We start from the raw sequence: 12,238 nt of genomic DNA, 5'->3' as shown, positions 1-12,238 counted from the left end.
TCGCGGAGGCTCCCGTCGTCGGTGAACCGGTATCCGTGAGGACCGAAGTGCCGGACAACGACCTCCACGACTGCCGCCATCCGAGTTCGAGGATCTCGTCCCTGTACCGACGGTTCCCCCCGCCGTGCCGGATCGGGACGATCCTGTGAACGGATTCGAGCAGCGCACTACACAGCGGGAGGACCCATCGCGGTGAAACGGACCGCACCGGCAGCCGGATGCAGGACAATTTCGATAAGGCGAGCGCCCATCGAGAGGAGCCGTGATGAGCACGCCGAGGACGATCACAGGCGAAGTGAGCCCGGAGCGCGATTGCCCGAGCGACTCGTCGCTGGTGCGGTTGATCTACCACCGCAACTTCCTGCTCCCGATCGGTGAGGTCTGGGCGGCACTCACCGATTCGGAGAAGCTGGGCCGTTGGTACGGCACGTACATCGGCGACCCCGCTACGGGCCGTGTGCTCCTGACCATGACGGACGACCACGATTCGGCCACCACCTACGTCGACATCCTCCGGTGTTCTCCCCCCGAGGGATTCGCCGTCGACGTGGACGGGTGGCAGCTCGAGGTGGTGCTGCGTCAGGTCGGGAAGGTCACCACCCTCGAGTTCACACACCGGCACGTCCCGCGCTCGGAGGCCGGAGAGATCGGGCCGGGGTGGCAGTACTACCTCGACCGCCTCGACGCAGCACTGGCCGGCACCCGCCCGCCGTTGTGGGACGACTACCTCGACCTGGTCGACGAATACCGCTGACCGGCGCCTTTCGCTGCAGTGATCCGCCCGACGAGCACCACCGGAAATCTCCATCGACGAGTACCGCAGGCCGTACAAGGTGGACGAGGTCGCCAACGACCGGATCGAGGAGGTCTGGTTCACGGGCGTCCACTCCGACGTCGGCGGTGGATTCGAGGACTGCCGGAACAGACGAGCGCGACGGCGACGCCGACCCGGATGAGCCGCATCTGGTGGCTCATCGGGCGAGGAACTCGTGAGATCCTCGGCGGGGCACGATCGCCCGAAGGACTGAAGATCCACGAGAGCGTCGAGCTCCGGGAGGACGGTCTGGCGACCCGGCTACGGAATCCGCACTGGGTCGATCCGGAGTGGTACACGCCGAAGCGCTACGACCTCGAGGTATCCGGCCATACGAACCGCCCGACCGCGCCGCTCCGCCCCCATCGGAGGTCTCGGCGCACCGGGGTCGGTCACAACTCCCGTGAACGCGACAGCTCCGCCGACCTCGCCCTGAGGTGGCGCCGCTCGGGTTCGGTACCGGCGAGCTCGAGCGCCCGCCGATACGCTTCGGCCGCTTCACCTTTCCGGCCGACCCGAGCCAGCAACTCGGCTCGTGCCACCACGTACGGTCCGTAGTCGCGGATACTCGGCTCGTCGGCGAGTCCGTCGAGGAGTTCGAGTCCGGCCGCGGGCCCGTCGCGCATCGCGACCGCCACGGCGCGGTTCAGTGCGACGATCGGTGACGGGCTCAGGGCGGTCAGTACGTCGTAGAGGGCGATGATTTGCGGCCAGTCGGTGCTGTCGACGTCGCTCGCCTCGTCGTGCAACGCGGCTATCGCGGCCTGCACCCCGTACGGGCCGGGTGGTCGTCCGGTGAGTGCGGCGACCACCAGTGCGCTGCCCTCCTCGATCATCGCGCGGTCCCATCGGGTGCGGTCCTGCACGTCGAGCAGCATGACGGCGCCGGTCGGGTCGGTGCGTGCGTCCCGGCGGGCATGGACGAGCAGCATCAGCGCGAGCAACCCGCTCACCTCCCGTTCCGTCCGCATCAGACGGTGCAGGATGCGGGTGAGGCGGACCGCCTCCTCTGCGAGGGCGAGGCGTTGCAGATGTTCACCGCTGCTCGCGGCATAGCCCTCGGTGAAGATCGAGTACAGCGCCGCGAGCACCACCGGCAGGCGCTCCGGCAGCTCGTCCGGTCCGGGTACCCGGAACGGGATGCGGGCACCGCGGATCTTCTTCTTGGCCCGCACGATCCGCTGGGCCATCGTCGGCGACGGGACGAGGAAGGCCCGCGCGACCTCGTTCGTCGTGAGACCACCGAGGCAGCGCAGGATCAGCGCGACGCGGTCGTCCGCCGCGAGGGCGGGGTGGGCGCACGTGAAGAACAGTTCGAGGCGGTCGTCCGTCAGTTCTCCGGCATCGGGCGGTTCGTACGACGCGCGACGTTCGGTGTCGACGGCGAGTTCCGCCAGTCGCGTCGCATACACGCGGTCGCGGCGCACCCGATCCAGCGCTCGGCGCCTGGCCGTGGTGAGCAGCCAAGCGCCCGGACGCTCGGGCACACCGTCGACCGGCCAGTGCACGAGCGCCGCCTCGAGTGCCTCCGATGCGACCTCCTCGGCGAGGTCGAGGTCGCCGAAGCGATGGACGAGCGCGGCGAGGAGCCGGCCGTGTTCCTCGCGGAACACCGACTCGACGGCCGAGGCCGGCTCCCCCATCGCTCAGTCCCCGAAGTCGGCGATCGGCCGCACGACGACCGTGCCGCCGTCCCGCGATCCGGGACAGCGTGCCGCCCAGTCGAGTGCCTCGTCGAGGCTGCCGACGTCGATGACGTCGTATCCGCCGAGCACCTCGCGGCTCTCGCCGAACGGTCCGTCGGTCACCGTGCGTCGTCCGTCCGCGTCGACCTGCACGGTCGTCGCGGTGACGAGATCCTGCAGGGCGTGCCCGGACACGAGGACACCCGCGTCGCGCATCGCCTTCTCGTAGTCCTGCCAGTCCTCGACGGTGCAGGTGGCTTCGTCGGTCGTGGATGCGTAGATCAACAGCATGTACTTCATGGCGGTCGCTCCCGTCTGTGTGGTGTTCGTCCTACACCATCACGACGAACGGACACCTGCCGGATCGACGCCCGACGAGAAATTTTTTCTAACCGCTGTTGCGCAACGCCGTGGCGAGACCGTTCATCGTGATCTGGATACCGCGCCGGACACGGTCGGTGTCCTCACCGGCACGGAACCGGCGCAGCAACTCGACCTGCAGGTGGTTGAGCGGTTCGAGATACGGGAACCGGTTGTGCAGCGACCGCTCGAGCGCCGGATTATCCGCGACGAGCGAGTCGTAGCCCGTGATCTGCCGGTAGGCGTCGACTGTACGGGCGTGCTCGTCGACGATGCTGCCGAACACCCGCTCGCGCAGTTCGGTGTCCTCGACGAGTTCGGAGTACCGGGCGGCCAGGCCGAGATCGGACTTGGCGAGCACCTGCGCCATGTTCGACAGCACCGAACGGAAGAACGGCCAGCGACGGTAGAGATCCTGCAGGGTCGCCAACCGGTCCGGATCACCGGCCACCCAGTCCTGCACAGCCGTTCCCGTGCCGTACCAGCCGGGGAGCATCACGCGGCTCTGGGTCCACGAGAGCACCCACGGGATGGCCCGCAGGTCGCTGATCGCCTTCGTCTGCTTACGGGAGGCGGGACGGCTGCCGATGTTGAGGGCACCGATCTCCGAGACCGGCGTCGCGGTGGTGAAGTACTCGACGAATCCCGGTGTCTCGTGCACGAGCCGGCTGTACGCGGCGCGAGCGAGGTCGGCAAGTTCGTCGAGGATGCGGTAGGCCTCCGGCGCGTCCTTCCCGAGGCCTTCCACATCGAGCAGGCTCGACTCGAGGGTCGCCGAGACGAGCGCCTCGAGGTTGCGGCGGGCGAGCACCGGTTCGCGGTACTTCGCGGCGATGACCTCGCCCTGCTCGGTCAGACGCAACGAGCCCTGGACCGCGCCGGGAGGTTGGGCCAGGATGGCGTCGTAACTCGGTCCGCCACCGCGACCGACGGTGCCGCCGCGACCGTGGAACAGGCGCAGCCGGATCCCGGCGGTGCGCGCCGCCTCGACGAGATCGAGTTCCGCGCGGTAGAGCGCCCAGTTGGCGGTGAGATAACCGCCATCCTTGTTGGAATCGGAGTAGCCGAGCATGATCTCCTGCAGTCCGTCGTGTCCGTCGACGAGGCTGCGGAACTCGGGCACGGCGAGGGCGGCGGTCAGCGTGGCGGCACCGCCGCGCAGGTCGTCGATCGTCTCGAACAGCGGGATGACCTGCACCGTGCTGCGCGGATAGCCGCGGTCGAGGTCGAGCAGCCCGACCTCCTTGAGCAGGACCTCGACCTCGAGCAGGTCGGACACCGAGGTGCACATGCTGATGATGTAGTGCTCGATGGCGGCCGGTCCGATGCGACGGACCACGTCGGCGGCAGCACGCAGGATGCCCAGTTCCTTGGCTGTCTCGTCCGACAGGTGGGCGTCGGGGGTGGTGAGCGGGCGGCGGATCCGCAACTCCGCGGTGAGCAGCGCGACCTTGTCGTCCTCCGGCAGGTCGCGGTAGCGGTCGGTCACTCCCGCCCAGGAGAGCAGTTCGGCGACGACGTTCTCGTGGACCTCGGAATTCTGACGCAGGTCGAGTGGCGCGAGGTGGAAGCCGAAGACCTCGACGGCGCTGCGCAGGTGCGCGAGTCGATCGTCGGCGATCACGGTCGCTCCGCCGGCGCGCAGCGAGGCGTCGACGATGTTCAGGTCGGTGTGCAGGCGGGCCGGGGTGGCATAGGGCTCGCACGGGATACGCACCGTGTGGGGCAGATCCACGCCGGGCAGCAGCCTGTCCGCGGTGGCGGTGAGGCGAGCGCGGATACCGTGTACCGCCCGTCGGTACGGCTCGTCGCTGTGGGCGGGATTGTCGTCGCCCGAGTCGTCGGCGAGCTTCTTCAGGGCGCTGCTGATGGTCGCGGTGCGTTCGGACATCGACAGTTCGCGTTCGAGCGCGGCGAGTTCGGTGAGGTGATGTCGCAGCGCGGTCTCACAGGCGCGATTCGCGGCCGTGGTGACGACCTCGCCGTCGACGTTGGGGTTGCCGTCGCGGTCGCCGCCGATCCAGGTTCCCGGCCGGACCAGCGGTTCGGTGAGCACCGCCGCGTCGGGCCAGCGTCGCCGGAGTTCGCGTCGCACTTCGGCGTTGAGGGCGGGAACGACGTCGAACAGTGCGAGGTCGTAGTAGCGCAGACCGTTGTCGACCTCGTCGATGATCCTCAGGCGCGCGAGCCGGATGAGCGCGGTGTCCCAGAGGGTCAGGATGTGCCGGTACAGGGCGCGGTCGATCTCCTCGAGCGCGGCGGGTTCGTCGGTCCTCTCCCGGCGCCGCATGAGTTCGGTGACGGCGGTCTGGACGTCGAAGACGGTGCGTCGGCGGGGCTCGGTGGGATGAGCGGTGATGACGGGGGCGACGAGAGCCGACGCGAGCGCGTCGGTCACGGTGTCGGCATCGAGGCCCGGACCGGCGGCGTCGAGCTTGGCGTAGGTGGCGGCGAGGCTGCTGTCCTGCGGTGGGTCGCCTGCGCGCACGTGCAGGGCTCGACGTCGTTCGCGGTGCAGATCCTCGGCGAGATTGGCGAGCAGACCGAAATGGCTGAACGCCCGGGCGACGGGAATCAGGTCGTCGGTGGCGACGCCGGCGAAGCGTTCGGCGAGTTCGGTGCGGTCGATCTCGGAGCGCCGGATCCGGAAACTCTCTACCCGGGCCGATTCGACCAGGTCGAAGGTCTCGGGTCCTGCCTGCTCACGGATGACGTTGCCGAGGATGCCGCCGAGCAGGCGGATGTCCTCGCGGAGGGGTTCGGTAGCAGAGGCAGGCACAGTGTCCGTCATACGGCCAGTATCTGTGCCCGGCGGCCGGGGCGCGACCGCGGCAGCGTCCGTGCACGTGCGGGGATCAGCTGAACTTGATCTGCAGTCCGATGCCGAGGATCGAGATCACCCAGATGATGCCGGTGAAGACGGTGAGACGGTCGAGGTTCTTCTCCGCCACCGTCGAGCCCGAGAGATTGGACTGGACTCCGCCACCGAACAGGCTGGACAGACCACCGCCCTTACCGCGGTGCAGCAGCACCAGCAGGATGAGCAACAGGCTCGTGACGATCAGGAGGATGTCCAGGAACAGTTCCATGTCGGTGTTCGATGTCCTTCGGATGGTGGGCGACGTCGGCGTCAGCTTACCCGCTCGTCCTGTGGGGACGCTGCGGGTGTGCCGGGGACGCCGGGTGGGCGAAATGCGGGCGGGGTGCAGCATCTCGTCGAGATCCTGCACCCCGCCCGATGCCGGTCGCTCTAGAGGAGCGGACCGCCTGCGGCGATCGCCGACAGCTGAGCGAATTCGTCGGCCTTGAGGGAGGCGCCTCCCACGAGGCCGCCGTCGACGTCGGTCTGAGCGATGAGCTCACCGACGTTCTTGGCGTTGACCGACCCGCCGTACAGGACTCGGACCGATGCCGCGACCTCGGGCGAGGCCAGTTCGGCGAGGGTACTGCGCACCGCGGCGCACACCTCCTGCGCGTCGGCCGCCGAAGCAACCTTGCCCGTGCCGATGGCCCAGACCGGCTCGTACGCGACGACGATCTTTGCGATCTCGTCGGCGGACAGGCCGGCGAGCGAGTTCTTCAACTGCTCGACGTTGTACTCGACGTGGTTGCCGGCTTCGCGGACGTCGAGTCCTTCACCGATGCACACGATCGGAGTGAGACCGTGCCGCAGCGCGGCCTTGGTCTTGTCGCGGACGATCTCGTCGGTCTCACCGTGCAGGGTGCGACGCTCGGAGTGCCCGACGATCACGTAGGTGCAGCCGAGCTTCGCGAGCATCGCGCCGGAGATCTCGCCGGTGTAGGCGCCGGAGTCGTGGACCGAGATGTCCTGGGCTCCGTAGGTGATGCCGAGCTTGTCGCCCTCGACGAGGGTCTGCACCGAGCGGATGCCGGTGAACGGCGGGATGACCGTCACGTCGACCTTCTCGAGGTACTTCTCGGGAAGGGTGAACGCGATCTTCTGCACCAGGGCGATGGCCTCGAGGTGGTTGAGGTTCATCTTCCAGTTGCCCGCGATGAGCGGTGTCCGTGCCATGACCGTCAGCCCTCCAGAACTGCGATGCCGGGCAGTTCCTTGCCCTCGAGGTACTCGAGGGAGGCGCCACCACCGGTGGAGATGTGGGAGAAGCGGTCCTCACCGAGTCCGAGCGACCGCACGGCCGCAGCGGAGTCGCCGCCACCGACGACGCTGAACGCGCCCTTGCCGGTGGCCTCGATGATCGCTTCCGCTACACCCTTCGTGCCCGCCGCGAAGTTCTCGAACTCGAACACGCCCATCGGGCCGTTCCAGAACACCGTCTTCGCCGAGCCGAGGAGCGAGGCGAAGCGCCGCACGGACTCCGGTCCGATGTCGAGGCCCATCCATCCGTCGGGGATGGAGTCGGCCGCGACGGTCTGCGACTGTGCGTCGGCCGCGAACTTGTCGGCCACCACCACGTCCTGAGGGATGTGGATGACGTCGCCGAAGCGTTCGAGCAGTTGCTTGCAGGTGTCGATCATCGACTCCTCGAGCAGCGACGTGCCGACCGAGTAGCCCTGTGCCGCAAGGAAGGTGAAGCACATGCCGCCACCGATTACGAGCGTGTCGACCTTGGGTGCGAGCGCCTCGATGACCCCGAGCTTGTCGGAGACCTTCGAGCCGCCGAGCACCACGGCGTACGGACGCTCGGTGTCGGTGGTGAGCTTGGCGAGCACGTCGACCTCGGCCGCGACGAGACCACCCGCGTAGTGCGGGAGCAGCGTCGCGACGTCGTAGACCGACGCCTGCTTGCGGTGCACGACACCGAAGCCGTCGGAGACGAATGCGCCGTCGTCGCCGACGAGCTCGACGAGCTCACGGGCGAAGGCGAGCCGCTCGGCATCGTCCTTGCTGGTCTCGCGAGCGTCGAAGCGGACGTTCTCGAGCAGGAGGATGTCGCCGTCGGTCAGCCCTTCGGAACGCGCCAGCGCATCCTGGCCGACGACGTCGGAGGCGAGCTGGACGTTGCGGTCGAGCACCTCACCGAGTTTCGCTGCGACGGGCGCGAGCGAGTACTTCGGATCCGGCTCGCCCTTGGGGCGGCCGAGGTGCGCGGTCACGACGACCTTGGCCCCGGCCTCCGCGAGCGTGCGGATGGTGGGCGCGGACGCGAGGATGCGGCCGGCGTCGGTGATCGTGTCGCCGTCGAGCGGGACGTTGAGGTCGGAGCGCACGAGTACGCCCCGACCCTCCACACCTGCGTCGAGCAGATCCTCGAGGGTCTGAACTGCCACTGTTCAAATGTCCTGTTCTACGAGTTTCAAAGAGACTTGCCGACGAGACCGACGAGGTCGGCAAGACGATTCGAGTAGCCCCACTCGTTGTCGTACCACGAGACGACCTTGACCTGCTCGTCGATGACCTTGGTCAGAGGCGCGTCGAAGATCGACGAGTGCGGGTCGGTGACGATGTCCGAGGACACGATCGGATCGGTGTTGTACTTCAGGATGCCCTTCAGCGGACCCTCCGCGGCAGCCTTCAGTGCGGCGTTGACCTCATCGGCGGTGGCCTTCTTGGTGAGGGTCGCGGTGAGGTCGGTGACCGAGCCGGTCGGGACCGGGACGCGCAGCGCGTAGCCGTCGAGCTTGCCGAGCAGCTCGGGGAGCACGAGGCCGATGGCCTTGGCGGCGCCTGTGCCGGTGGGGACGATGTTCAGGGCGGCAGCGCGGGCGCGACGCAGATCCTTGTGCGGTCCATCCTGCAGGTTCTGGTCCTGGGTGTACGCGTGGATCGTGGTCATCAGGCCCTTCTCGATGCCGAACTCGTCGTTCAGCACCTTGGCGAGGGGGCCGAGGCAGTTCGTGGTGCACGAGGCGTTGGAGATGATGTTCTGCGTGCCGTCGTACTTGTCGTGGTTGACGCCCATGACGATGGTGATGTCCTCGTCGGTGGCAGGCGCCGAGATGATGACCTTCTTGGCGCCGGCGTCGATGTGCCCCTTCGCCTTGGCGGCGTTGGTGAAGATGCCGGTGGACTCGACGACGACGTCGACACCGAGGTCGCCCCACGGAAGAGCGGAGGGGCCCTCCTTGATCGAGAGGGCCTTGATCTTCCGATCGCCGACGACGATGTCGTCGCCCTCGACATGCACGTCCTTGTCGAGGCGCCCCAGGATCGAGTCGTACTTCAGGAGCGTCGCGAGGGTGTCGTTGTCGGTGAGGTCGTTGACGGCAACGATCTCGATGTCGGTGGTGCCGAGTGCCTTCTGTGCCTCGACCGCCCGGAAGAAGTTGCGCCCGATGCGTCCGAATCCGTTCACGCCTACGCGGACAGTCACAATGAAGCTCCTTTGCCCAGTATTCCGATGGTCGTACTTGTGTGACCTTCACCCTAGTGGGGTTCGGTCGTACTGTGGGGAGCCGCCCGGCCGTGGCGCGAACTCCCTTGCAAGCCTGCCCCGCTATGCCTCGTCCAGCAACTCAGCGGTGACGGCCGACTCCGTATCGGGGATCCCGAGTTCCTTCGCGCGACGATCCGCCATCGACAGCAGGCGGCGGATCCGTCCCGCGACGGCGTCCTTGGTCATCGGCGGATCGGCGAGCTGGCCGAGCTCCTCGAGGGACGCCTGACGGTGCTGCACGCGCAGCGCGCCGGCGGCAGCGAGGTGGTCGGGCACGTCGGCGCCGAGGATCGCCAGCGCCCGCTCGACCCGCGCGGCGGCCGCCACGGCGGCGCGTGCGGACCGGCGCAGATTGGCGTCGTCGAAGTTGGCGAGGCGGTTCGCGGTCGCCCGCACCTCCCGGCGCATGCGGCGCTCCTCCCAGACCAGCCGGGTGTCCTGCGCGCCCATGTGGGTGAGCAGCGCGCCGATGGCCTCGCCGTCGCGGATCACCACCCGGTCGGCGCCGCGCACCTCACGCGCCTTGGCAGTGACGCCGAGCCGGCGGGCGGCGCCGACGAGCGCGAGGGCGGCCTCCGGGCCGGGGCAGCTCACCTCGAGCGCCGAGGAACGGCCCGGTTCGGTGAGCGAGCCGTGCGCGAGAAACGCCCCGCGCCACGCCGCGGCGGAGTCGGAGACGCTGCCGCCGACCACCTGTGCCGGCAGTCCGCGCACCGGTCGTCCGCGACCGTCGAGCAGACCGGTGCGGCGGGCCAGCGCCTCACCGTCCTTCCCGACACGGACGATGTACCGGGAGCTCTTGCGCAGACCACCCGCACCGAGCACCTGAATCTCCGCGGGATAGCTGTAGAGCTCGAAGATCTCGCGGCGGAGGCGACGTGCGATCGATCCGAGGTCGACCTCGGCCTCGACGACCACTCGCCCGGCGACGATGTGCAATCCCCCGGCGAAGCGCAGGAGGGCGGACACCTCGGCCTTGCGGTTGCTGATCCTGGTGACCGACAACCTGCTCAGCTCGTCCTTGACCTCCGCTGTCATTGCCACGAGACGCTCTCCCTCCCACCCCCGCGTGTGGCACGGACTCCACCGCGCGAGGACAGACATGTTTCCAGTGCCCCCGCCAACTTGGCGGGGTCGTGTCGATGCGTACCGGTCTCGGCGACATCGACGAACGAGACGTCCGCTCCGAATCGGGCCGCGGACCGGCTCAGGTGCTCGCGCTCGCGTCCTTCCGGTACCGAGGCAGCATCCACGACGACCTGGTCGACACGGAAATCGGGGGCGTGCTGGGCGAGAACGTGCAGGTGGCGTTCCGCGGAGAAGCCTGCGGTCTCCCCCGGTTCCGCCGCGAGGTTGAGCACGAGGACCTTGAGCGCCGTCGTGTGGACCAGCGCCTCGTGCAGGTCCGGGACGAGCACGTGCGGGATGACGCTCGAGAACCAGGATCCCGGGCCGAGCACCACGAGATCGGCCTCGCACACCGCGTCGAGCGCGGGCGGGCAGGCCGGCGGATCGGCGGGAATCAGCCGGACCCGGCGCACCTTGCCCGGGGTGGTCGCCACCGCGACCTGCCCCCGGATGCAGCGGCTCACCCGCGGGGCGGATTCGAGTCCCGACACGTCGGCCTCGATGTCGAGCGGGATCGGCGACATGGGCAGCACACGGCCGCGCACGTCGAGGACGCGGGCGAGCATGTCGAGGGCGGTGACGGTGTCGCCCGCGACCTCGGCGAGCCCGGCGAGGATCAAGTTGCCGACCGAGTGCCCGGCGAGGGCGCCCGTGCCCCCGAAGCGGTGTTGGACGGTCTCGGTCCACACCCGGACCTCGTCGTCGCGGCCGGCGAGCGCTGCGAGCGCCATGCGCAGGTCGCCGGGTGGGACGACGCCGAGTTCGGCGCGCAGCCGTCCCGAGGACCCTCCGTCATCGGCGACGGTCACCACGGCGGTGACCCGGTCGGTGAGGCGCCGGACGGCACTGAGCGTCGCGTACAGGCCGTGTCCGCCACCGAGAGCAGTGATCGCGGGGCCGGGCACCGCCCCGGAGCTCGGAGCGCTCTCGGAGTACGGCGTGCTGTCGGAGTCGGGAGTCTCGGCGGCGTTCACTCGCGCCCCAGATCCCGGTGCACCACGTTCACCGTCAGATCCGGTGCCTGCTCGAGGCGTGCAGCGAGGGCCTCGGCCATCGCCACGCTCCGGTGTTTCCCTCCGGTGCAGCCCACTGCAATCGTCATGTAGCGCTTCCCCTCCCGACGGTAACCGGCGGTCGTCAGATCGAGCAGCCGGTGATAGGTGGCGAGATAGTCCTCGGCACCGTCGCGGGAGAGTACATAGTCGCGCACCGCCGCGTCCTGCCCGGTGTGCGGCCGCAATTCGGCGATCCAGTGGGGGTTCGGCAGGAACCGCACGTCGCACACGACGTCGGAGTCCATGGGCAGGCCGTACTTGAAGCCGAACGACTCCACGGTCACCCGGATGGTGTCGGATGTGGCGTCGCCGAAGGCCGCCTCGATCTTGCGACGCAGATCGGGCCCGGACAGCGCGGACGTGTCGATGACGAGGTCGGCCGCGGCCTTCACGGGAGCGAGCTGCTCGCGTTCGACGGCGATGCCGTCGGTGAGCGTGCGATCGGCCGTGTCGGACTGCAGCGGATGACTGCGGCGTACCTGCTCGAACCGCCGGACGAGCACCGAGTCGGCCGCTTCGAGGAACAGCACCCGGGTGTTGACCGGGCGGGCCGCCAGATCGGTGACGACGCGTTCGAGGTCGCCGGTGAACAACCGGCTGCGCACGTCCATCACCACGGCGAGACGTTGCAGCGGAGGTTCGGCCTGCACCGCGAGATCGATCATCGACAGCACCAACTGGGGCGGGAGGTTCTCCGCGACGTACCACCCGAGATCCTCGAGGGCGGTCGCCGCAGTACTCAGTCCGGCTCCGGACAGTCCGGTGACGACGATGACCTCGGCCTGCGCCGGCCGTTCACCGTCGACACCCTGTTCCGAACCGTCCGCCATCCCCGGG

The 12,238-nt window shown here is 68.7% G+C and carries 12 protein-coding genes; 2 read left to right on the top strand and 10 right to left on the bottom strand.

Annotated features, from left to right (window positions below; translation table 11 throughout):
• Window positions 1-265: 265 nt before the first annotated feature.
• Window positions 266-754, top strand: coding sequence for an SRPBCC domain-containing protein (locus IM25_RS16550; protein ID WP_019289288.1), 489 nt, complete (start codon window positions 266-268; stop codon window positions 752-754).
• Window positions 755-800: 46 nt separating this feature from the next.
• On the top strand, window positions 801-956 hold the full coding sequence (locus IM25_RS27640) for a phospholipase effector Tle1 domain-containing protein (protein ID WP_094980519.1): 156 nt from the start codon (window positions 801-803) through the stop codon (window positions 954-956).
• 250 nt (window positions 957-1,206) lie between these two features.
• Here the strand turns inward: IM25_RS27640 and IM25_RS16545 are convergent, their stop codons facing one another.
• The 10 genes from IM25_RS16545 to rapZ all read right to left on the bottom strand — a co-directional run bounded on the left by IM25_RS16545 (window position 1,207) and on the right by rapZ (window position 12,231).
• Window positions 1,207-2,457 (bottom strand): RNA polymerase sigma factor, encoded by a 1,251-nt coding sequence (locus IM25_RS16545; RefSeq protein WP_033096620.1) that lies wholly within the window; start codon window positions 2,455-2,457, stop codon window positions 1,207-1,209.
• A gap of 3 nt (window positions 2,458-2,460) precedes the next feature.
• Window positions 2,461-2,799 (bottom strand): YciI family protein, encoded by a 339-nt coding sequence (locus IM25_RS16540; RefSeq protein ID WP_019289286.1) that lies wholly within the window; start codon window positions 2,797-2,799, stop codon window positions 2,461-2,463.
• An 88-nt stretch (window positions 2,800-2,887) separates the two neighbouring features.
• Window positions 2,888-5,650 carry a phosphoenolpyruvate carboxylase gene (gene ppc / locus IM25_RS16535; RefSeq protein ID WP_065996177.1) on the bottom strand — a complete coding sequence of 921 codons (2,763 nt, stop codon included), beginning with the start codon at window positions 5,648-5,650 and terminating at the stop codon, window positions 2,888-2,890.
• Window positions 5,651-5,714: 64 nt separating this feature from the next.
• A complete protein-coding gene (secG, locus tag IM25_RS16530) occupies window positions 5,715-5,948 on the bottom strand; it encodes a preprotein translocase subunit SecG (protein ID WP_006551479.1) in 234 nt (77 codons plus the stop codon).
• 161 nt (window positions 5,949-6,109) lie between these two features.
• Window positions 6,110-6,895: a triose-phosphate isomerase gene (gene tpiA, locus IM25_RS16525; protein WP_033096619.1), complete on the bottom strand. Its 786-nt coding sequence runs from the start codon at window positions 6,893-6,895 to the stop codon at window positions 6,110-6,112.
• 5 nt (window positions 6,896-6,900) lie between these two features.
• Entirely contained in the window at window positions 6,901-8,112 is a 1,212-nt protein-coding gene (locus tag IM25_RS16520) for a phosphoglycerate kinase (protein WP_006551477.1), read from the bottom strand.
• A 26-nt stretch (window positions 8,113-8,138) separates the two neighbouring features.
• The gene (gene gap / locus IM25_RS16515; RefSeq protein WP_006551476.1) at window positions 8,139-9,155 is read right to left on the bottom strand and encodes a type I glyceraldehyde-3-phosphate dehydrogenase; all 1,017 of its coding nucleotides are present in this window, start codon (window positions 9,153-9,155) and stop codon (window positions 8,139-8,141) included.
• A gap of 123 nt (window positions 9,156-9,278) precedes the next feature.
• Window positions 9,279-10,262 (bottom strand): DNA-binding protein WhiA, encoded by a 984-nt coding sequence (gene whiA / locus IM25_RS16510; RefSeq protein WP_006551475.1) that lies wholly within the window; start codon window positions 10,260-10,262, stop codon window positions 9,279-9,281.
• Window positions 10,253-11,320, bottom strand: a complete 1,068-nt coding sequence (locus IM25_RS16505) for a gluconeogenesis factor YvcK family protein (protein ID WP_065996176.1) — start codon at window positions 11,318-11,320, stop codon at window positions 10,253-10,255. Before IM25_RS16505 ends, whiA begins: the two co-directional genes overlap by 10 nt.
• The gene (gene rapZ / locus IM25_RS16500) at window positions 11,317-12,231 is read right to left on the bottom strand and encodes an RNase adapter RapZ (RefSeq protein ID WP_006551473.1); all 915 of its coding nucleotides are present in this window, start codon (window positions 12,229-12,231) and stop codon (window positions 11,317-11,319) included. Before rapZ ends, IM25_RS16505 begins: the two co-directional genes overlap by 4 nt.
• Window positions 12,232-12,238 lie beyond the last annotated feature (7 nt).

Source organism: Rhodococcus sp. p52, from assembly GCF_000763325.2.
GTDB lineage: Bacteria > Actinomycetota > Actinomycetes > Mycobacteriales > Mycobacteriaceae > Rhodococcus > Rhodococcus pyridinivorans.
This window is presented reverse-complemented; position numbering and strand designations above follow the sequence as displayed.

Coding starts and splice junctions, on each gene's coding strand:
- IM25_RS16550 (WP_019289288.1), top strand. CDS start 266: ATGAGCACGCCGAGGACGATCACAGGCGAAGTGAGCCCGGAGCGCGAT.
- tpiA (WP_033096619.1), bottom strand. CDS start 6,895: ATGGCACGGACACCGCTCATCGCGGGCAACTGGAAGATGAACCTCAAC.
- rapZ (WP_006551473.1), bottom strand. CDS start 12,231: ATGGCGGACGGTTCGGAACAGGGTGTCGACGGTGAACGGCCGGCGCAG.
- ppc (WP_065996177.1), bottom strand. CDS start 5,650: ATGACGGACACTGTGCCTGCCTCTGCTACCGAACCCCTCCGCGAGGAC.
- IM25_RS16540 (WP_019289286.1), bottom strand. CDS start 2,799: ATGAAGTACATGCTGTTGATCTACGCATCCACGACCGACGAAGCCACC.
- IM25_RS16545 (WP_033096620.1), bottom strand. CDS start 2,457: ATGGGGGAGCCGGCCTCGGCCGTCGAGTCGGTGTTCCGCGAGGAACAC.
- secG (WP_006551479.1), bottom strand. CDS start 5,948: ATGGAACTGTTCCTGGACATCCTCCTGATCGTCACGAGCCTGTTGCTC.